General features: G+C 34.6%; 11 protein-coding genes. 8 read left to right on the top strand and 3 right to left on the bottom strand.

The window, feature by feature from the left end; all coding sequences use genetic code 11:
• The first annotated feature begins 327 nt into the window (after positions 1-327).
• From ASF10_RS08410 to ASF10_RS08375, 8 genes are all read left to right on the top strand, one after another.
• On the top strand, positions 328-2,271 hold the full coding sequence (locus ASF10_RS08410; protein ID WP_056247626.1) for an ATP-dependent nuclease: 1,944 nt from the start codon (positions 328-330) through the stop codon (positions 2,269-2,271).
• Positions 2,255-4,213, top strand: a complete 1,959-nt coding sequence (locus ASF10_RS08405; RefSeq protein WP_056247624.1) for a UvrD-helicase domain-containing protein — start codon at positions 2,255-2,257, stop codon at positions 4,211-4,213. Before ASF10_RS08410 ends, ASF10_RS08405 begins: the two co-directional genes overlap by 17 nt.
• Positions 4,214-4,446: 233 nt before the next feature.
• Positions 4,447-6,732 carry a hypothetical protein gene (locus ASF10_RS08400; protein ID WP_056247622.1) on the top strand — a complete coding sequence of 762 codons (2,286 nt, stop codon included), beginning with the start codon at positions 4,447-4,449 and terminating at the stop codon, positions 6,730-6,732.
• 62 nt (positions 6,733-6,794) lie between these two features.
• Positions 6,795-10,034 carry an AAA family ATPase gene (locus ASF10_RS08395; protein ID WP_056247619.1) on the top strand — a complete coding sequence of 1,080 codons (3,240 nt, stop codon included), beginning with the start codon at positions 6,795-6,797 and terminating at the stop codon, positions 10,032-10,034.
• A gap of 38 nt (positions 10,035-10,072) precedes the next feature.
• Entirely contained in the window at positions 10,073-12,313 is a 2,241-nt protein-coding gene (locus ASF10_RS08390; RefSeq protein ID WP_131726520.1) for a hypothetical protein, read from the top strand.
• A gap of 93 nt (positions 12,314-12,406) precedes the next feature.
• Positions 12,407-12,727 carry a helix-turn-helix domain-containing protein gene (locus tag ASF10_RS08385; protein WP_056247616.1) on the top strand — a complete coding sequence of 107 codons (321 nt, stop codon included), beginning with the start codon at positions 12,407-12,409 and terminating at the stop codon, positions 12,725-12,727.
• A 220-nt stretch (positions 12,728-12,947) separates the two neighbouring features.
• The gene (locus ASF10_RS08380; protein WP_056247614.1) at positions 12,948-16,727 is read left to right on the top strand and encodes a YecA family protein; all 3,780 of its coding nucleotides are present in this window, start codon (positions 12,948-12,950) and stop codon (positions 16,725-16,727) included.
• Positions 16,728-16,739: 12 nt separating this feature from the next.
• Positions 16,740-18,377: a hypothetical protein gene (locus ASF10_RS08375; protein ID WP_241774930.1), complete on the top strand. Its 1,638-nt coding sequence runs from the start codon at positions 16,740-16,742 to the stop codon at positions 18,375-18,377.
• 199 nt (positions 18,378-18,576) lie between these two features.
• Here ASF10_RS08375 and ASF10_RS08370 read toward each other — a convergent pair whose 3' ends face one another.
• The 3 genes from ASF10_RS08370 to ASF10_RS08360 are packed head-to-tail and all read right to left on the bottom strand — an operon-like array spanning position 18,577 to position 23,170.
• A complete protein-coding gene (locus ASF10_RS08370; RefSeq protein ID WP_131726519.1) occupies positions 18,577-20,346 on the bottom strand; it encodes a hypothetical protein in 1,770 nt (589 codons plus the stop codon).
• A 20-nt stretch (positions 20,347-20,366) separates the two neighbouring features.
• Positions 20,367-22,523 (bottom strand): hypothetical protein, encoded by a 2,157-nt coding sequence (locus tag ASF10_RS08365; RefSeq protein ID WP_056247610.1) that lies wholly within the window; start codon positions 22,521-22,523, stop codon positions 20,367-20,369.
• Entirely contained in the window at positions 22,520-23,170 is a 651-nt protein-coding gene (locus ASF10_RS08360; protein ID WP_056247609.1) for a hypothetical protein, read from the bottom strand. The genes ASF10_RS08365 and ASF10_RS08360 overlap by 4 nt, the downstream gene beginning before the upstream one ends.
• Positions 23,171-23,223: the final 53 nt, after the last annotated feature.

Below are 23,223 nucleotides of genomic sequence, written 5' to 3'. Positions count from 1 at the left end.
AAAACGGAGGTGCTCACTTTGCACCGGAATTAGGTGGTCATTTTGAACTGGAATCAGGTGCTCACTTTAAAACGGAATGGGGTGATCAATATAACCGGAATTTGCACCATATCCACAGGAACATGAAATCAATTTGCCTAGACATAAAATGATCAAAACCATTTGAGTACAGAATTCTTAGTATAAAAGTAAGCCGACATTACACTTCTACCTTGTCTTTGTAAAACATTAATATTCATTAAGTAATTTACTTGAATAATCTTTATAAATTTCGTTAAATACTAATAAAATCGTATAATTGTGTAGCCAATTTATGACTTGAGAAAAATGTATCTAAAAAATATTAAAATATGGAACTTTCGCAAAATAGGAACCAAGGATAATTCGAATGAAATTAGAACCGACAATCCTGGCATTGATATTTCCTTCAATTCTTTTTTGAATGTTCTTATAGGAGAAAATAATTCTGGTAAAACAGCTATTATTGATGCTATTAGAATGATACTGGGTAGCCATACTTTTGATTTTCATAGGTTGGATGAAAGGGATTTCCATCATTATAAAACAGGAAGAAGTAGAGAACTTCGAATAGAGTGCCTTCTTTCAGGTTTTTCAAATCAAGAAGCAGGTTTTTTTCTGGAATGGTTACATTTCAATGAATTTAAACAATATGAATTGCGTATATGGCTATATGCTTACACTCGTGATCACAGAGTCATTTATAATGTTAAAGCAGGTATAGATGATGATGGTGCATTTATGGATGGTGCAGCAAAAGATATGTTGCGCCTGACTTACCTTAAACCGCTTCGGGATGCAGAAACAGAGTTATCTCCAGGTTATAAATCAAGATTAGCTCAAATTCTATCAAATGATCCTTTATTTAAAGATCAATTCGATGATGATCAAAAAAAAGTAAAACATACTTTAGAAAAGTATGTTTCTAAAGCAAATAATTTAATAACAGGATATTTTTCACATGATTCTTTAGATGAAGATTTAGAATATGAAATATCTAAAGAAACGCCTGCGGGAGGGCCTATAAAAAGTAAAGTGGAAAATCACTTAAAGGATTTTTTTCATATTGATGACATTCAAAATCCTTTCTTTCATATTTCGGGTTCTGAACTGGCCAGTATTCTAAAAAAATTAGGACTTTCACTTGAAGAAAATAAGTCTGGACTTGGCGCGCTAAACAAATTATTTATCGCTACCGAATTACTACTCTTGCAGGGGAAAAATTATAGCGGGCTTAGACTCGCTTTAGTTGAAGAACTGGAAGCACACCTACATCCTCAGGCTCAATTAAGAGTTATAAGTGCTTTACAAAACAAACAGCAAGAATTCGATAATCAGTTTATTCTTTCTACACACAGTACAACACTGGCATCAAAATTACATCTTAAAAATTTTATATTATGCCAAGATGGCCAGGCATATTCTTTAGCGGCAGGTCATACAGGATTAGAAGAGGATGATTACGAGTTTTTGGAAAGATTTCTTGATGCTACCCAGTCCAATATGTTTTTTGCAAAAGGGGTTATTTTAGTAGAAGGTACTGCTGAAAATATACTGATCCCAACGATAGCTGAAATTATTGGGAGACCTCTTCATAGATATGGGGTTTCTGTTGTAAATGTTGGAAGCAAGGCTTTTCTTAGATATGCTAAAATATTTAAAAGGTTTGATCAAAGTACACTTCCTATAAAGGTTTCCATTATTACTGATTTAGATATTGAACAAACCGATACAGGTGCTACAATTCAGTCCAAAAAACGTACTGTAACTAAACTTGTTCCTGATGCCAAAATCGAGTCGGACAATTTAATCAAAGATTATAATTCTGCTGATGGACGGATACAAGTTTTCCATTCTTCGCTTTGGACTATGGAACATGATCTTGCTTTAGGTGAATTTGCAGAATTTATAAACTGTGCTACCTATTTAGCACAATTGTCTAAATCACGAACTAACAACCATAATTTTAAAGGCATTACTTCCACAGAAGCAATTAAAAGAATAAAGAAGGCTAAAGAAATTTACAGTAAATGGAAAGAAGACTCCTTAAGTAAGGAGCAAATTGCTTATAAAATTTATGAAAGACTTTCTGCTAACAAGGCTTCTAAAACAGTTACTGCCCAATGGTTGTCAAAAATGCTATTAAGATACAAATCAAAAATACAGCCGGGAATTAAGGCTGATGAAAGATTCAAATATATCGTTGACGCAATTTATCATGTAACAAAATCAGAAGATGCAGATCACTCATAAAGATATCACGAGGGTAGAAAAAATTTTCTTTGGAGACAATGGTACATTTGAAGATGATAAAAACGAACGATACAACTTTATATCCTGTATAGACAGGTCAATTGATGTAGAAGCATGTCCAGGAAGCGGTAAAACTACTAGCCTCCTTGCAAAATTATACCTTCTTTCTGAAAAAATGCCCTTTGAGAATGGTAAAGGTCTATGTGTACTTACACATACAAATGTTGGTATTAATGAAATTAAAAATAATCTTGGACATAGGGCTGAAAAGCTATTTCAATACCCTAATTTTTTTGGCACTATACAGTCATTTATTGATAAGTTTTTAGCAATACCATACTACAGTAACAAAAACCATGAGCGAATTGCTGTGATAGACTCTGACCGTGCATTTAATCGTTTATTCACATCGTTTGCCAAAGGCGTTTCACGAGACGATTTAAAAATGGCAAAAGAATTTCTTCACGCTAATGGGGATATAGCCTTCAAACTCACTTATAAACAAGTTGAAGAACAAGTTTACGATCTCGTCAAAGGTGTTGATGGTAAAAAGATTGAACCGAAAAAACCTCAGAGAAGCAAAGGAAAAAATGCAGGTTGGTCTAACGAGGAAAAAATCCGAGTATATAACTCTCTAAATAAACTTAAAGCTAGTATTCTAAAAAGCGGTGTTCTTTCTTATGATGATGCATATTTTTATGCCAAAGAATATCTGCTGGCATATCCTGAAATAAAAAATGCCTTTTCTAGCAGATTTTCTCATGTTTTTGTTGATGAAATGCAGGATACATATAACCACCAAGATGCTATCATTAAATTATTATTTGATGATAATGTAATTATTCAGCGCATTGGAGATACCAACCAGGCAATTCTAAATGATAATGACGGAATAAGTGCTTGGGAAGATTCCGAAAGAATGAGCATTACAGAATCCAGAAGGTTTTCACAGCCTATAGCTAATATATTAAAAACGGTGGCCCTTAAAAGTAATCCCGATTTAAAAGGACGTAATGAATTTGATATTCCTACATACATAATTAAATACAAGAGTAAAGAAGAAAATCAGGTAATTGAAAAATTTGCTGCATTACTGCCCGTGCACGATTTAGCCGAAAATAAGCAATATAAATATCCTGTAAAAGCTGTTGGCTGGGTTGGCAAAGATAAAGATGGATTAACCATTAAAAGTTATTTCCCTTCTTTTAATAAGAAAATTTCAAATAAAAACCCTTCATTCAAATCGTTGCTGGCTGCAATAACATATAGCAATATTTCAGAGCCAAAAGAATTTTTCAATACTGTGATTGATTGTCTTGTAGAGATTCTTCGAAGATCAGAAATCAAAAATAGTACGATCAAAGGTGAACGATATTATAGTAGAACCTCTCTCATTAATTTTCTAAAACAACAGTTTCCTGAGCAGTTTATTGCCCTGTCTTCAAAGATTTCTGCATGGGCCAGTCAAAGTTTTTCTGGTAACAATCCAACTGAAGAAATAAAAAACTTTACAAAAGATATTTTATTTCCTGCTTTGGACATTGCTTTGAAAGACTATTCATTAAAGTTTATAGATTCTAATGATGCTGAAGATATTAGTGCCCAAACGCTGCAACTAAAGAATATTTTTTATTCCAGTGCGACTCATTTAAATCATGTTCCTATAGAAGTGGCAACGGTACACAGTGTAAAAGGCGAAACACATAGAGCTACATTATATCTAGAAACATCTTTCCACAAACCCTGTGGAGAATATTTGATAGAGCAACTTAAGGGTACAGCCTATGTTAAAAGAAAGGGAGCATCGAGAAAAGAAATGTGTCTTAAAGTTGCCCATGTAGGCATGTCCCGACCTACTCATCTCCTTTGCGTAGCTTTAAATGAAACATTAGTAGAGGAAAATAGTAAGCTCCTTGAAGATAATGGTTGGAAAATAATTTAAACTTTCTAACATAAGTGTAATTTTAAAAATCAGCAAAAAGCAAAATTTTAGCTGAAAATTGACATTTCTTCTACTGGACAACTTGGATCAATTTCCAGTTATAATATCATTCTAAAATCGGCTTTATTTGGAAGATGTGGGAAAATACTATACATTTAAAGTTCAAAATTAATTCCATCTAATGCAATTAATCTTATCCTTATCCAAATAAAAAACTTCCCTATATCTTACATATGAAACCCATCAAAATGAATTTTCATGCTTTTGAAATAGATAATGATCCTGATCTGACCCTGGAACAGAGAATCGATAAAATAAGGGAGATGGGCTACGACTCCCAATCGAAATTCGATGAAAAATACACGGAGGTAGCTTCATGGTATAAAGACCATAGCCAATTGTATATTTTATCCTATTGCATGTTTTACTTTATGATAGATCGTCAGAATCGCGATGAAGAAGCAGAAACTGGAAGTATTGAGTTTCCTCCCTACTATATGGAATTGCTGCAGGCCATTGCCCTCACCCTTCCTTATACTGATTCAGGCACACCCCTATTCTATAAAGTTAGCGCTTTCAAAGAAAGCATGAAACAGCTTGGGGAACTCAACAACACAAAATTTTATGATATTCCCGACCATATAAAAACAATAGAGCAAATGGACGCGCATCAGCTGCGAATACAGATGATGGCGCAGACAACGGCAGTCCGTAACTGGTCCTATGAACACCTGATGCAGAAAGTTACCAAAGAACTCTCAGCAGGAATCTCCGATGTCTTTAAACATTTGTACGGTTTCGAACCACAGCTTTTGATCGAACTGCTCGATGCAATGACCCATGAAGTAGAAATCAGAGTAAACAGTCATATTGATAAACAGCACGGATTTATCTATGCTAATGATACTATTTCACTTCAGCAGCAGTATGAAAATATTTTTAAAGATTCGCCTAAGTCTACTGCGAGCCAAAAGGCGGAAATGGCTGAAAAATATAGCTTAGATCAACTCAAGGATATACTGTGGATGATGTCTGATCTGGAACTTCAGCAGCTGTTTATATTTGATCTTAACCAAATGGAATCCTTATCTCGGGGTCTTCTTACCTCTCAGCAGATAAAAACAGTAATGGATAAATGGAGTATGAAATTTGGGGAATTAGCCCAAAGCGAGAAAGACCACTTTATGCTAAGTAACCCTGTCCAAAGCAAACCCTTTATAAAACTTGGAGATGACCACTACTTCAGTTCCCTTTGGACAGTCATGACCCACATGAGTATTTCACTTCTTGAGTTATTGGTTGCAGAGGATTCAAAGCTGCAAACCAAATACAATGATTACAGAGGGGAATATCTAGAACAGGAAGTCGAAAAACTATGTAGGCAAGCTTTTCCCGGGGCAGCTATTTACGCAGGCAGCATGTGGCCAGGATCAGATAACAAACTTTTTGAAAATGATGTACTGGTTGTTATTGATTCCTTTGCCTTGGTTATCGAGGCTAAAGCCGGAACAGTTAGCCCTTCTGCAAAAAGGGGTGCCCCTGAAAGGCTCTTTAAGACTCTTCAGGGGCTTATTGAGGAACCATCCCATCAGGCACTAGGATTTATAAATTATCTTAAGGCCAATAAAGGTGAACTTTCCCTGAAAACAAAAAAGGGTCCAAATAACCGTGTCGATACCCGAAATATTAAGTTTTTTATTCCTCTAGGAATCACTCTCTCCCATCTTGGGGCAATGGGCTCCAACCTTAAAATGCTGATCAACGCCGGAGTAACTAATAAAAAAGTAACCGAGCTTGCGCCCTCTATGAGCCTCACAGACCTTCACGTTGTTTTTGACATGCTGCCAGGCATTCCCCAAAAGCTACATTATCTGCAGCGCCGAAGGGAAATTGAAGCTAACGTCGACTATTTTGGTGATGAGATTGATCTACTCGCTTGGTATATCGATTCCGCTTTTGCTCTTGGAAAGGATGAATATGAAGAGGCCAATTATTACCAACTTACCCTAAAATCAAAAGAACTTGACCCATATATTATCGGAAGAGCAAAAGGCATCCCTGTTGAAAAGCCGGCACTCAAATTTACGCCTTGGTGGCAAGCTATCATTGGGCGTCAGGAAAAGCAGAAAAAACAACTGTGGTTGGAGAATTCTTTCCTACTGCTCAATATCGGCTACGAAGATCAACAGACTTTTGAATATATGATAAAGGATCTTATTGAAAGGATAAAAAAAGGCGAGACCACAGACAGGCATAATTATGTTGAAATGGATAGTAATACGTCTAAAAGAAGATATGTATGCTTTGGGTATCCTTACACCAATGAACATCTCGAAGAGCGGGGCGAGATACTAGAGGAAATTATGTATGGGAAAGAAGACGAAGATATCAAAGGGATTTTCCTGATAGGCACAAATATAGATAAGAAAGATTATCCTTATTCTATATTCGCATCCAAACTGGACAGTACTTTATTTGATGCGGAATTCTTTTCAATGGTAAGTCCGACGCCATTATAGTAATATAAAACCACCATCATGAACCAAGCCTACTCCTTTTTGAAAATATTATATACAAAACTATGAAATACGCATTTATCGGATACTCTTACCAATGGCTTGCCGCATCATTGCTGCTGGCTAAAATGGATGCCGAGAGAAACATAGATGAATTGGAAATTGAAGCTGCGGTCAAAAATAACTTTGATGACGTGAAAATCCGATGTGGCAGCAACAATTATTTTTTTCAGATTAAGGACATGGATCAAATGAGCCTTGATAAGCTGGTGGTTTCTGGCAGTGAAATTTCAATTAAAGGCAAAGCCCATAAGCTGTCGGATCACACCAATATCATCATTTTTAAGCAGATTGAAATTGAACCCAACTGCGAAATACTGGGAATACCTGCTTATAATTTTTCAGGAGTTTATATCATTACGATGAGCCGTACCGAGATGATTGAAAACATTCATGAACTCTATGCCTTGGATGAAAACAGAAAAAATATAATTGAGTATTTCTTTAATGACAGGCTTGACCAAAGAATATTAAAAATTTCAAGGGATCAGCTTCCTTCTATAACGCTTTACAGTACAGAGCTTTTGGAAGCAACTGTCGATGTTGCACGTGAGCGTCTTTCGGTGGAAAATATCCTGCTCATCGAAGGAAAGCCAGGGGTTGGAAAAAGCCACTTCGTCAAGACACTTACAGACCAGTACCCTAATCATATCTTGTACCGGTTCTGGACCTCAAGTCAGGACAAAGATTATGATAAGCGGCTGAAATATGATAACTTCTTAAGTGAGTTATCTAAAAAGGTCTTTAGTGATTACCAAAGCCGTGATGAAAAGCAGATACTCAAAGAGGTGGTCAAGAATAAAGCTGTTGTAATTATCGACGGGCTGGATCATGTCGAAAATTATAATACGAGTGATTTAGAAAAATTTATTGCCTTTATCAATAAACTCCAGAAGGGTTCAAAGACCATTATTCTCAGTCGTCCCCTGCAAAGAGAGCTGACATGGGAAAAATATATTTTAGGCAACTGGAACCTGGAACAGACTATTAAGGTACTCAATGAATTGTACCATATATCAGGATACAGCATTTCACACAAAATTTTTACACTCACAGACGGGTATCCAATCCTTGTAAAATACATAGCAGAACACTATAAAAAAGAAAAAAGCATCCCGGATTATGAAAAATTCGACAGTGTCGACAACTATTACCGTCAGCTAATTACTAATGAAAAAGGCAAACAGGCCTTGGCTATTTTTCTGTGTTCCCACACCTATACGATGCGCTCCGAACTTGACCTTTTTCTTGAGGACGGACTTCGTGATATTGTGACGGAATTTATAGAAGAACACCCCTATCTGTTTGAAGTACGTCTAAACAGGATAGCGCTATTTCATGACAGCCTTGTCACTTACCTCCGAAAATTGAATATCAATTATGTCCGGTCTCTGGAAAAGATCAATAACTTGGTCTATGATTCCATAATGGCGGGTGAAATAAGATTCATGTCAAGAGTGAACTTTTACAGCCTTTCTGATCAGAAGAAAAACAACATCACTAAAAAATACAGTTCAATAGTGCAGTTCAAAGAACTTATTTCTCAGGTTGTTGATTTTGAAGCCATACAGTCCTTTTATTTTCAGGTTAGGGAAAACCTTTCCTTTATGAATCCTGCTGAACTGGAAATCATCCATTTTTATGACCTCTCCCTGATTATCAACATGGTTCAGAGGGACCACTTGTCTACCCTGCACGCTGCAAATTATACCTATCTGCAGGGACTTATCGCAAACGGCTATACTGAGGAAGATATAACCAGTGGTGGTTATTTATTCTCAATGTTGTATTACCTGAGAACCAATAACGCATCACTAATCTTAAACCTACTTGCCGCTCAGCATTACGATACCCAGTATTTTTACAGGGAGCTCGAAAAAGAAATTAAAGAGGAAAGGACTTTTTTTAGCAAACATGATAACGCTCTTTCAGCTTCAAGAATCTCTGAACTTTTGAAAAAAACAGATTCTTTTTATTTAAAAGATCTCATTACCCATATACTGCAGAACCTTTACATCCATCAAACAAAAATCGGCAGGTTTAAGGATTTATTCACTGCTGTGGACAATTATATGAATGGTAATCCGGCTTTGGGCAGGGAGATACTCCAAGATTTTATTGCACTGTATCAAATAGACGATTTTAAGGCCAATTGGATCTTAAAAGATGTGAAAAAATACCTATACGCCTTTGGGTTGCACCCCCAGGATAATGATTATAAATGTCTGTCCCTTCACGATGTAATCCTGAAAAACAAAAACAGGGGTAGCTATAATCTCAGGATTATTATACTCAATTATATAAGGCTGGCCCTACATGAAAAAAGGCAGATCCATATAGCTGAAATAGACCTCTTCTGGTGCAAATATTACAATCGCAAGGATTACTCTATGTATGGCTTGGATGTGGCCTTAAAATTATTTCAGGACAAGGGTTTTGCCCATCCACTCAAATCCATCTCACTTATTGGGCATATACAGAACATTTCAGAGAAGGGATATAATGATCTTCTGGCTTCATATATAGTTCAGCACCCGCCGGGAATAATCCATTTTATAAGTGAAAATTTCGAGTTTAAGGATCTCAGTATCTCATGGCTGGACCTGCCCACCGATTACATTAATGTGATGCCGAACCATATCTTCCAACATGCATTTATAGGGGTTTTAAGAAGCCATAGTTATAGTAAACAGATTGATTACAGGGATATAGCTAATGTATTGGGTTCGGTTCGTGAAATGGAACTAAAGGCCGTACTGAAAATGCATGGATATAAAATTAAAATTGAAGAAAAGAGCCCCGAAGTAAAGATACTTAAAAGCAAAGACATTAATTTTGAAACTACACCACTGGACAAAATCTCCGCTAAAATAAAGTCTGACAGCACCACGCGGTACAAACAGGGAATCCTGAAAAAAGAAGATGAAAAGTTGATTAAGGAAAAGGGGCTTCAATCGTACCAGGTCGCAGGATTTGCCAACGGAAACTATTCTGCCCTGGCTGATTCGGATATTTTTACGCTCTTCTCCAAAGAAGATATTAGAAAGAATATAAAACTGATTCTCTTTAATGCACTTACAGGCAAAATGGAAAGTATTTCTGCTTTTCATGATGTCTACTTATATCCCGGCAACCTGTTGAAAATTGCTGGGTACAATGAAGTAGAAATCGATTACGCTTTGTTTTTTAAAAGCTTTACTGCTTTTTTGGAACTTTCCCTATTCGACTCAGACCTGCAGGATTAAACCTCAAATTAAAAAAAAATACCAAACAATACTCTCAGATGACAACAGCTCCCGTACAACAATATTATCTATCCTCAAGGCCAAGGCACCTGCGTTATATTTATTTTATAACAAAGGACTTTCAGTACCAGGACCTTGTCAAACTGATGTCCAACAACCAGCTCTTATGGGGAGGGCGTTTCAATCCGATAATTCCGGTTATATACGGAGAAGTTTCTGAACAATATAAAACGATGCTTCAGTATTACGATCCTGATATTATATTTTATACCTCTGATATCGATCAGGAATACCTAAAAGATTTAGCACCATATAATCCTAAAGAATACTGTCTTCTGGATGATCCACATGCGTACTCGGAGATTACCGGAATTGATGGACTTTATTTCCTTTCCCAGTTCAGCCACTACAATAATGTAATTTTACCCAATCAACTGTATTTGGTCGAGAGTCCACTACTTGGATACTATGATCTCAATTTTGGCATAGGTACCCATATAAATAATGTGGATGTGGATCTCACGAAAAACTATCATCAGATCGAGGTAACTCCAGAGCATTTCAATCGGCTTCACGAAATAATCCACACCAATAAACCAATCAGCAAACTCTCTCTTGCAGAGCATAATATCATAAACGTCTTGCTTCGAAGCCATGAAATATCTTATACAGATCTGGAAATTGTTATTGCTCAAGATTCGGGCACCATCGATGACCTGCTCTACTTTTGGAACCGAAAGCTCTACAGCTCTAAAACGATACTGTACATTACCACTGAACAATTAGAAATACTTAAAACTGATCCTTTCTTCGGGGCTGTACTTTATGATATTGGTAAAGATAATTTTAAAGTAGTTTCCATGAGCCTTGATCAGCAGCAGGTGCTGGATATCATAGAAGGTGTATTTAAACCTATGAAATTACCGGTAAGGTTCACTTATACCACTGTTAATTCCTTTCCTTTTTCCATAATGGACGGTGCGGGAGCTAGATTTATAGGCAGAGAGGAACAGAGCACAAATCAGCTTCTGACTTCTGATAACGGACTGTTTCATCTTCCCAGGTTAAGTTTTACAGATCATGTAGCCTACTCCAGTCAAAAATGGGCAATTGATGTTGAAATAAGCCGGATTGAGCCCTATTCAAAGCCAATGCTAAGATTTCCTTACACTACCAGTACAGCATTCATCTTCAAGGCAATACATGGAAGAATAACAACAAACAGGAATATCACACTCTATACTAATGGTAATAGTGTATCAACTGTTGAAGTACAAATTCCACATACAAGGCAAATCATACACCAACTCATTACCTCTCCTGTTATTAATGGAAAGATGCAGGATACCTCTCTAAGGGATATCCGATATAATGATGCCAGTAACAGGCTTGCCGCTTTCATCAAGGCATTCCGAAACAATTTTCACGATATAGAAGAATTCTTTACCGATATTTTTTGGGTCGAAACATTTGAATACCTTATCCGGAACAATAAGCAGGCTGGAGACGCTATAAATTTCAGCCAGCTCAAGGAACGCTGTATTTTGAAACTAAAGGAAAATGGAATTGAGCTAAAGGACAGCCAAAACAGCCCTGAAAATGAAAAAAATCTCGAATTAGGACTTAAAGAAACACTTGAGCGACTGTGCTCCTATCAGGTATTTTTCAAAGGGTTTAATCTTAAATGCAAAAACTGTTCGTCAACATTCTGGTACCATATCAATGACATTGCAGAAAGCGTAGCATGTAAAGGCTGCCTCCATGAATTTACGGTGCCTGTAGAGTCAAATTTCTATTATAAGCTCAATGACCTTATTAAAAATAACATGTTTCATGCCAAGGATCTCAGGGACGGAAATCTTACTGTGATACGAACACTGGTCAGTCTTAAGAATAGCTGCAGAATGGATTTTAGGTACGTGCCACAGATTGATGTTCTTAAAAATTACCGAAATGCAAAGCCCTATACCGATTTGGATATAGTCTGTATTGTGGATGGAAAACTTTTTATTGGAGAAGCCAAACATACTAGTACCGCGTTTTTTGATAAGAACTCACAAAAGCTAACTTGCCTCCATACACTAGCTACGATAGCTCAGGAAATCCTTCCTGATACCATTATACTTTCATGTTATGAAAACCCCAATGAAAAGTTGGAGAAGGCACAGAAAGGAATTGAACACATCTTATCCAAATTAGCTTATAGGCCTAAAATTAAAACAATTTTGCTCGCCAAGCCTGATTCATCTCACTTAGGTGGTTATATGTACTTTCAATAATTAGAAACTATAAGCCAAAGAATTCCTTTCACGGACATCCATTATGACTCATATATGTAACAAATACTTTTGCATAGACTTAAACAGCATTTTATGAAACCATTTACTTTCGATCAAATTCCAATTATGATGAACAAACTTCATGATAAATTAGAGCATTTGGAAAAACTTATTGTAAGCATTTCTGTTGTGGAAGAAAGTAAAGATGAACTTCTGAACGTTGAACAAGCATCAAAACTTTTAAACCTATCAATAGCCACAATCTACAGTAAAGTTTCTAAGAAAGAAATACCAGTAAATAAGAAAGGGAAACGCATATATTTTTACAGGCATGAGTTAATGGAATGGATTAAATCAGGCCGGATAAAAACCTACATAGAAATAAAAAAAGAGATTGAAAGTTCAAAATTCTAAATTAGTTTTTCTGGACAGATAAAAGCTTCTTTTCGGTGTTTCTGGAATATAATTTAAAGGTATGTAATAAAATTAAATTGATTTAACATAATCCAATTTGAAAACAGGTATTTGTACTATTCTTTACCTATTATTGAATACTTATCTTTAGAGTTTATAAATTCAATAAACCGTAATCAAACTAATTACTAAGCATTTTTACCAATGTCCTCCTTTCATTATGAAAAAAATAAACAGAAATGATCCATGTTATTGCGGTAGTAATATTAAATATAAGAAATGCTGCTATAACAATGGAGCTTCCGGCAAAACAGCTTCAACTCCGCTAGCAAAACATCCTTTTTTCGGAAAATATAATTCTTTCGATCTTCTCAATTCAGTCGCAGCGCTTTCTATATTACCGCAAAATCACGGTAAAAATGTTCGTTTTGAGCAAATGAGCCTACTTATATTCCAAAATTTCAATACCAATTCCGAAACTGTTCCATATGAAATATTAAAGGAATACGTCACAGAAAATTTTGGACATCATCCTTACGAAGAAATACCTGTAAACCTTTTTACTGATTCTATAACTTTTCACAACGGAAATAATACCATTTTTCCTGGAATCACTGAAAACGGCTCGTTTATATTGTCTAATCTCCTGACAGCACTCTTCTTGTGGCCAAATTCAAATATTGCTGATCAGGTTCTAGAGAACAGCTTTCAGGTCACTAAGCTACTTTTAAACTTTTCCAATAGAGTAGCGAAGCTCAACGGATATGAGAGATATGAGCAGGGCAAAGCTGAAGATAGTGCAATATTTTTTCCTGAAACAGAAAAACTCCAGGCTCTTAAAGATTCTCTTGTATTATCTAGCAGTGATATAGAAGTTGTGCTTTCAGACAACGAAATAGATAAACGTGCATTAGATGCTTTCCTGATTAATATTGAATCTGATAATTTTGATCATACACAGGAAGAAAATCCTCTTTTATATAAACCGCTTCTACGCGCGGGGGAAAAGTATCTTATAGTATCGCCAACAACAATAAGCTTTGCACTAACCCATTATATTTGGTCACTATCTGACTATTTTAGGAATATCAGCAACGTCAGCCGTGCTTACCATGATCTTCTATGGAATTCTTTACAGCAGCAATTCACCAGAATGAAATTTACTTACATAGATGTTAAAGAAATTCCAGTCAGTACCACACTGCCAGAAAGGTCAGGCCTTTATCGTTTTGATGATGATAAGATTGCATTTATTCAGTATATATTTGACGATGGCAGTAATTATAAAGTGCAGCCTAATTTTACTAATTCTCTTTCCATTATAAGTCCGACGATTAAGGAAAAAATCATTAAAGAAATTTTGACGGATTCGCGATATAGTTCTTATCAAATATTCGACCTTGTATTAATTTCTCCCATTGGAAGAGGATTTGCATTTTCAGAGTGTGCTATTGATCATGCTGCTTCATTGAACATTCCTCTTTTTGAATTTAATGTTTTGTCAAATTTGAAAGACTGCGATGCTCTTGATCTATGGAAGTTTGCTTTGGCAAACTACGCAAACAGAGAGCGTTTTAATTTTATTTCCTTTTCCGTGCTGGACAAGTTTAAACTCTACCTTGACAGGGATGAGTCATTTCATTCCGATATTCCCGAATTCAGTTTTCCTTTACCAATTGGATTTTCCCAGGAGCTTTATAAACAATCAATCTTAAAAACTGATAATCATGCAGTCCGCCAGAATACTAATGGCAGAAAATCATTCGTATTAGTTGAGAAAGCCGAGGTTTACAGCCCTATCTACCTCAGCCCGGCAAGTCTCTACACATCTCTGCTACAATTTTATATCGAGGGTTATCCTCAAGGAATCTGGGTAATGCCTTCACGTGAATTGGATGATCTGAGCAGAGAACTAAGATATATGTACTGGGAGTTTAACGGTGCATTTGCATATTGGCTCTGGCAACTTTGCTCGTCTCTAAGCGTTCACCTTAAAAACCTTGATCCAGATTCTCCGATAACAATCAGCTATATTTTTGACGATGAAGCAAGTTTTGAAACAATTGATCGTAATTATAAAAGACAGGAAGGGCTTTCTGACAAGTTTAAATTCACAGCTTCATCATCCAAGATATCAATTACGATTCCAAGAGAACTTCTTCCTTATCTTTATGGTTCTGATAATCTAGGAGAGCGAGTTTTGGTAGAGATTCTTCTTAAAGGATTTAACTTATTGCTTTCAAATAATGGACAGCCAGAAATTACAAGTGAAGAGATTGCATCTATTATAGAAAAGGATGTTCCTCTTGGAATGAAAAAGAAAATTTTCATATTGGATACAAGCGACAACCTTCTGCTGGATCCAAGTAATCTACAACCGTTCAGGCATATACAAAAATATGATATAGGCTTGGTTCTGGACCAGATTGTACCAAGACTTGCATCAGACTGTCCGCCACCAGGCGAACTTGTTACTAAAGAAGAGAAAAATAAGCTAACAAATAATATTGTCCAAAAAGCATTACTGCCTCTTTTGAGAGAAAAACTTGCGCTGTACAATTCGACAATACTTCTCCAAAGACTTCTAGGACTAAATGAAAGCCTTATAAGAAAAAGGGAATTTCTGAGAATACATACACCTACCATAATCGCCTGCTATGTCTCTGTTGAAGAACATTGCGAAAACCTGATGCTTGACTTAGGTAGAAACAATAGAAGCGCCATAGCGGTTCGGGCTTTAATCGAACATATTGCGGCTGAACCTTATAATGGTACCAATATAGTTTCTGTTGCGGCAATTGACGAGATAATGGGCATAATGGATCAGATTGTCGACTGGGGCTCCATAGGAGACCAGATACACTATGAGCTTTTTGATATTCGTATGGGGGTACTGGAAACAGGCAGGATAGCTTCCGACAAAAACAGACTTAAGGAGATATATGACCCTTATAATCAGGCAAAAATTTCCGAAAATGTACACGATGCCATAGAAACTTTTGCAGACGTATTTCCACAACTCAAAGAGGAAAGCGGAAGAAGTATTCCCGAAAATCTAAATAGAGCTTTTCTGGAAGACTTCGGTGTCTCAACGGAGCGAATATTAGTTTTTATGGGGGCACTTGCTGAAATTGCCTTTCAACAATCTACCCCATATGGATCATTTAAACTGACAAGACTGCGCTCTGAGGTTAACAAATATGTTACCGACGAGTTTGATACAAAAGAGTTTGATAGCGCTGTCAGTTATCTGGCACTTACCAAAAGAGGTAAACTTGAAAAACTTCCAAAAGGATATGATTTCATAGATATTATGCCATGGAGATTTAACCGTATGCTGTCACTGCTTAGAAAACCACTAGTAATTGTAGAAGATGGAACAGAAAAAATTGCTTATTGGGGACCGAGGGCCATTCTGGACAGCAGGTCATACCTGATGGACCAGTGCACTTCAGACCGCCTCAGGGTTTTTGAAGACAGCAAAATTAAGTCCGCATTAGGCAAATTTGCACAAGAACGAGGTGATGCTTTAGTAAAAAGGGTAGTAAATGCCATAGATATGAAAGACCATCTTTATCGTACTGATGTTTATATAGGACCAAAGCATGATTTAAAGAATGAAACACTCATTGGCGATATAGACGTTATGATTATAGACCAGACCAAAAAAGTGTTATACAGCCTTGAATGCAAAAGCATGTCCCCGAGCAGAAATATAAAGGAAATGATTGAGGAAGTTGACAAACTTTTTGGCAGTGATAATACTATGGGCTGGATTGGAAAACATATGAGAAGACACGAATGGCTTGAAAAGAATAAAGATATTGTAACTAGTAAATATGGAATTGACATCAGTAGTTACAGTATAAAATCAATAATCGTTACTCAGGAAAATATGCTGACACCTCATCTAAAGAAAGACAGTTTACCATTGCCCTTTATAACGATTTACAACATTGAAAAAGATGGTTTACTAGCCCTCGAAAACGCAGCAATTTAAAGATTGAAAACTATGGGAAAATCAACAATGGATAAAGATAAATTTTTATTGAAAGACAGAATTGCAGAGATTGAAAAATCATTTGTAAAAGATGGCTGGATAACAATATACCATAGTGAACATCATGATGACAATGACGAGACACTTATATATTGTTGCATTGTACATGACGAAAAGATGGAAGAATATCTTACTCATACAGATTGGGTTATCACACCAGGCTATGAGGGATCGCCGGCAATATTTGGTGGATTTGGAAAAAATCCCGAAAGAACTTATCAAAAATATTCAGAAGAAGGCTTTGAGCCGTTTCTTTTTCAGAAGCACTTTATTTTTAGTGACGGCACAGACGAGTATACTGACGTGAGCGAAGATTTTGTAAATTATTTCAAGCTTTATGAAAAATGCGATAATAAACAAAACCGGAGTTATTATTTTATTGATAATTTGGGTGAACTGATAGAAGTTATAAATATTACGTCCCAGAAAGTAAAAGTTAAATATAAATTCCTAAAGGAATATATTTCTATTCGAAAAGTTCATTTCTCGATTTGCTACGACTTCATGAGAACTGACAAAATTAACTTTTTGGATTTCGACATAACACCAATTGATGAAAATTTTAAAACTGATAAAAGTTATTTTAACCATTTAATAAGGCCAGTTGATTTTATTGACCTAGGCAAGAGCCAAAGCTGGATCTCTGGTAAAACCATTATCAAATTTGATCCCGCTAAAACAAACAGCTATCATTTCGACGATGAAAAAGAAAAACATGAATCCTTTATCATTGGTTACGATGACGATGGGAATGAAAAACTGATGGATTGTCAGAAAACTAATGACAAGTATTTTATAACTACCTACTTCAAGAAAGAAGTACTGAATAAATATTATAATGAACCTTCAAAATACAAGGTAGATGGATGGCGTGTAAGCTGCAGTTTTTTTTCTTTAAAAATTGATAATAATATCGACGATTATGTTGCTGTATTTTTAGTAGAACTTTCATCATTACCTCATAAGGAGCAATTGCACTGGAAACAATATAATATCCCTCCGCAGAAAGGAATTAGTTCCACTTACTATAAAACTATGATTGAAGGCAATTGGGTCCAACAGCCAGAAACACCCGATTTACTTTTTAAACACTTGTACATGAAATTCAATGATGATTGGGAAAAGAAATTCGGCTGGAAGTTTTATAAAGATTTAGCTACTGAAGATCAACACATCTTCACCTCTTTACATTTACCACCTAATAATAATGTGAAAGCTTTTAGTGAGCAAATGCTATCTATTATAAAACTTACAGTTGATAGATTAAATGAGGCCGAGATTCAAAGAAATATTAATTTAGATAAAAATGACCGCGGAATAACAAAATTAGAAAAGTTTTTAAAAGCTTCTGAATTTGAAATTCCTGATATGATTATATTCCTTAGAAACTTATACGATTTACGTTCGGGCTTGTTAGCACATACTTTTAGCAACTCAAACAAAGCATGTAAAAAAGCTATGGAGTACTTCGGAATTACAAAAGAAAACTACACAGCAGTTGCAAAGGATATATTTATAAAATCTATTTATACACTTACTACATTAGACAAGATATTCCTGAGAAAAGAAAATGGGGAGGATAATGAATAAGTGACTAAGTTTTGAAGACTTGGAAAAATAATTAAGATCATTATATCATTACTCAGCACAATTATGAGTTGTACTAATAAAATTTGCAAATTCGCTTCTGAATCAACATCACGGATTTGGACGCTTCAATGGTTAACAATGTTCAGCCAAATATTTTTCTGAAGATATCATGTAATTCCTTTAATAATTTGTTATTTTTTTACTTATAGGTACTTTTTGCGCTTGGACCAGTACGATTACCAGGAATAACAACAGATATTATATAATCTGGATACTTAATCTTAAGATTTGTAGAAGGTGCCAAATGATGAATATTAAACCAATCCTTAAAATTTGCAGGTGGTTCCTTAGATTTGTCACTAAGTTCTAATAAAACGAAGATTCCTAACTGATCATACCCCGATGTATATGTTTGAGCTTGAGCTAAATAATTTTGTTCTAGAATTGTTTCATCTGGTCTAATAATAGATCTTTTGAGTTCAATTGGAATTGTAATAACATCTTTTTTATAAAGTATATCCACCCTTCCTCCATCGACGAATTTTGATTTTTCATGCTCAAGTCCATCCGCAATTTTTGAATGTTCGAAATAACTGAGCATGCTATCTTGCAGGTCCTGTTCAATAGATTCCTGGCCTTTACCATTTTCCGATTTACTATATAAGAAAAGAAATCTCTTTTTATCATTATTAACCAAAGTAGATCTTGTGTATCTGATAACTTCTTCAAGTACATTTAAAAATGCCGTTCTTTTTTCTAAATTATAATTTGGCAAAAATTTATCAATTTTACTTGTTAGATCATTTAGAATTTCCTGACCGTGAATACTTCCTGTTTTAAATGGTAATTGATTATTATTGTTGTTATTAAGAAGTTCAAAAAGTGCCTTTTCTATCGAAACCTCTCTACTTTTGATTTTTTTATAAATCCTTACTCCCTCTTCAGTGCCCAAACTTTGTTGTAAAGTAATAAGCAATTCATAATTTTCAGGATTCTCATCAACAGTACTAGGGAAGTAATCTATAATCTTTTCTATAAAGTTCGCCAACTCTAAGTCACTACTTACTTTTAGGAAATTTAATCGTTTTCTTTCGCCGGAAAGATGAAGACTATAAATAAGCTTCTGTAAATTCTCAAAAACACCTTGAGATAACTGATTAATAATACCTTTATTATTAATGCTGAGATTGTTAAGCCTGTCAATTTCAGATCTTACTGTCATCAACGCTTGCAAATTAGGTTTGAAATCAATCCACTCTTCTGATCTGCTGGAAATATCTAAACTACTTTTAATTTTTGAAATAAGTTGAAAAATTAGAAAATCAAGTTCCAATCCTTCCCGCTCGTAAAGATTTCGAATTAGTAAGCTATTCTCTAAAAGTTCCAATCTATCTTTTACCAAGATTGAATCATTCGATATTACAGCCTCAATCCAACTAATCAACAAAATGTAATAATCAGCATCATCACGATTTTCTACAGCGTCTATGGCTGCAACGAAATATCTTTTTGATGTTTGTATAATACTTACAAAATTAATTTCATCAGTCCTATTTAGGTTTAATGATAATGAATGTAATCCCAGGCAAACAAGAGCCTGACTAGAAATCTCACCATCCTCATTATCTGAAAGATCCTTAAGAACTTCTACAATATCAGATGTGAATATTTCTGGGAAATATGGCAAATACTTTAAACCGATTGTTTTTAATAAATTGTTGTCTCCTAAAATGAAATCATTAACTAGGCCTGCAGTTGACAATCTATTGGAAATTTTTCCAATAAGCGTTAAATCGCAAATGAGTTTAAAACTGCATCGTTTAACATATAAATTAGTAGATTTTTTTATTCCACTAACCAAAATATCAAACAGATCACTACCACTTGTATCATCTATAATAAAATTATTATAAAAATTATCTAAGAACAGTATTTGTTCAAATTCTTTACCATTTTCAAAAAGCTCCATATATTTTTTAGCATCATTCATTAAAAAACAAACTCATCTTCATTCTTAATAAATGTACGATCCTTATCCGTGATCTGAGAAAATTCCCTTAATGCCGAACCTACAAAAATTTGAAGCTGATCTTTAAATCTATCATTGATATTTTTAAAGATATCAGAAAGTCCCTGTAGGTGTTTTGGAACCATTTCCTCGCTACCAGGTGAATCAAAAATCAAAAAACGTGGATGTCTGCCTAAACTATGCTCAATATCAAGCTGGATCAAACTCAGGTAAAAAGCAAGTTTCACCCTTAGCTTTTCTCCTTCTGTCAAATCGTTAAAACTAATAGGGACGTCGTTTTGAGTAAAAATTAATTCATATCTGTCGTTAATTTCAATTTGTGTTATACTCTTTAGTCCAAAAGCATTAATTTCATTCAATATTAATTGTTCAAGTTTACCAAGAATATCCTTATTTAAAATAATACGTTTTTTTTCTAATGCAGAAAGAGCATAATCGAGTATAGTTTTTTTTAAGTTAAGTGTAACCAATTCTTCAGAAACCACATTTAATTCCATCTTCTTAATCTCTTCTAGTTGGAAATTAAGAACAGCCTCTTCTTTTATTAATTGATCTTTTTTTTCTATCGGATTTTTATGTTTTTCCCTTTCCTTATTGATTAGTGCTATTTCGTTTTCTATTTCTTTAAGCCTTTTGTTGTCTGAATCTATTGAAGGGATGGCTATCATCTTTCCATAATGATCTTGTATGCTCTTTTTAACTTTCTTAACTACTAATTCAGCATCGTTAATTGTAGTATTAATTTTTTTTAATTTATCATTATGCCCGTTAATTTCATCTTTAATCTGGTTTGCTTTTTGTAAAATTTCAGATTCCTCAACTTTTTGCTCCGTAGATTCTTCTCCACAAAGACTACAAATATGATGGTCTCTTTCGTTTTCTTTTTTAGCATCGCTGACTTGAAGTTCACAATGAGGACAAGTTTTAATATCTAAATTGCTAAAAAAGCTTTGTGACTGCTTATAAAGCTCTAAATTTAACTCTTGCTTTTTCAACTTAATAATTTCAGCATCAATCTTACGCTTGTCACTTTCTAAATTTCTAATTTCTTCTTCGAGCGGAATAAGTTTTGCCTTTTCAGCCTGGTAAGAATCCGTAACTGTTCTTTGGTTTATCCGTATCTGATTTACCTTGTCTTGGATTTTAGTATATTCTTCGATTAATGGACGCTCATTAAAATTAATCTCGGTATTTTTATTAATTAACTCTAGTTCTTTTAATACTTCTTGATATCTCTTATCAAGCTTTTCTTTTGTTGACTTTGTTGTGTCTGTTTTTGATTTATCTACAAGTTTGATCTGGCCAATTTTTTCAGAAACACGATCTCGTTGCACGTTAAGCATATTTATCGGATAAGTCAAAGGCAGACCTAAAATCATTTCAAATATTTTTTTTCCTTGAGCACCAAATTTCTCAGTATCAAAAAATAAATATTCATAATTACTTGATTCTAAATATATTGATTTAAAATAAGTTGACCAGCTGAGACTTGATGTAGTTAAATCGAATGAATCCTTTCCACCAGTCTTTTGTGTATATTTAAGATTATAAAATGAAAATTGTTCAAAAAAGAATTTTTGTAACTTATCTTCAAAATCTTGTCTGCTATTAAATACAAATTCTACATCTTTTTGTAACGTATCTAATTTTTGATTTCCTTTAAAGAAATTGTATTGATCAATGTTAAAACTATAGAGCGCTCCCTTGTCCCGACCAGTACGATCAATATGACATGTGTAAGTAATTCTTCCTATCGTAAATTCTAAGAGGATTTCATCTATCCACAATTTGATATCTTTCTTTATACTATCATTCCCGGTAAGTGCAAATTTGATAATCTTAAATATTGTAGACTTCCCTTTATGATTGTCTGCAATCCAAATATTGATTCCTTTGTGTAAAATCTCATCGAAATTAATCAGGTCACCTGATAGCTTAGTTCCTGAGAAAATAAGTCTATTCAAAGAAAGAGATTTTCCTAATGATGCAGGACTATCTTTATTGTAACTTTCTTCTAAATGAAGTAAATCCTCTACTTCTTCTGAAGAAATATCGTCCGCAAATTTTTGATGTACATATTTTATAAATTCCCTATAATTAATTTCTGTACCACTCATAATAGTTCTTTATTAAATCTACTTTCAAAGGCAATTTTTACTTTCGAATTAATATTCTGAATATGGCTTTTATACGATATATTGCTATATTCAGCATACATATACTGTCTGCTTTTCAATTGAGATCCAGTGAATTTATCAAAGTATTTCTTTATTAATTCACAACGTTCAAAATACCATTGCACCGCTGAAACCGCTTTTAGCGAACCCTCAATTTTTTTTGCACAATCCAATGTTATATAATAAGTCTTATCATAAGTCTTACCATCTGTTCGCCTTTTACTTTCATGCTTAAGAAATCCAATACTCACATGAAAAGCAATGACTTCATCAATACTCTCATACGCACCATGAAAAAATTTTTCCATCTCTTCTACTCTCAAATCCGGTTCACTATCTGAATATATTTTACTGATTACGTTATATATCTCATTCCGATCGATACTAGTATCATTGTCCATCAAATTCATTAATTCCATTGAAAGGAAATCAGGATAACGAAGTAAAAAATCAAGTGCTTGGATTTTTATTTCACTACGAAACATACCATAATACTTAATACTGTCACTTTGTGAACGGTCACAAAAAACATAAAGTATTATTAAAATTCGTAAACGATCCCGATATTTTCTAAGGAAATTCTCCATAACTGTTACTTAGGAATAAATTTCTATCACCATAGAAATTAAGAATTTAAGCT

This window comes from Flavobacterium sp. Leaf82 (assembly GCF_001422725.1).
GTDB lineage: Bacteria > Bacteroidota > Bacteroidia > Flavobacteriales > Flavobacteriaceae > Flavobacterium.
Note: the sequence above shows the minus strand (reverse complement) of the source record. Positions and strands in the feature narration are given on the sequence as shown.

Excerpts from the sequence above, each read along its gene's own strand:
- ASF10_RS08410 (WP_056247626.1), top strand. The coding sequence starts at position 328 with ATGTATCTAAAAAATATTAAAATATGGAACTTTCGCAAAATAGGAACC.
- ASF10_RS08405 (WP_056247624.1), top strand. The coding sequence starts at position 2,255 with ATGCAGATCACTCATAAAGATATCACGAGGGTAGAAAAAATTTTCTTT.
- ASF10_RS08400 (WP_056247622.1), top strand. The coding sequence starts at position 4,447 with ATGAAACCCATCAAAATGAATTTTCATGCTTTTGAAATAGATAATGAT.
- ASF10_RS08395 (WP_056247619.1), top strand. The coding sequence starts at position 6,795 with ATGAAATACGCATTTATCGGATACTCTTACCAATGGCTTGCCGCATCA.
- ASF10_RS08390 (WP_131726520.1), top strand. The coding sequence starts at position 10,073 with ATGACAACAGCTCCCGTACAACAATATTATCTATCCTCAAGGCCAAGG.
- ASF10_RS08385 (WP_056247616.1), top strand. The coding sequence starts at position 12,407 with ATGAAACCATTTACTTTCGATCAAATTCCAATTATGATGAACAAACTT.
- ASF10_RS08380 (WP_056247614.1), top strand. The coding sequence starts at position 12,948 with ATGAAAAAAATAAACAGAAATGATCCATGTTATTGCGGTAGTAATATT.
- ASF10_RS08375 (WP_241774930.1), top strand. The coding sequence starts at position 16,740 with ATGGGAAAATCAACAATGGATAAAGATAAATTTTTATTGAAAGACAGA.
- ASF10_RS08370 (WP_131726519.1), bottom strand. The coding sequence starts at position 20,346 with ATGGAGCTTTTTGAAAATGGTAAAGAATTTGAACAAATACTGTTCTTA.
- ASF10_RS08365 (WP_056247610.1), bottom strand. The coding sequence starts at position 22,523 with ATGAGTGGTACAGAAATTAATTATAGGGAATTTATAAAATATGTACAT.
- ASF10_RS08360 (WP_056247609.1), bottom strand. The coding sequence starts at position 23,170 with ATGGAGAATTTCCTTAGAAAATATCGGGATCGTTTACGAATTTTAATA.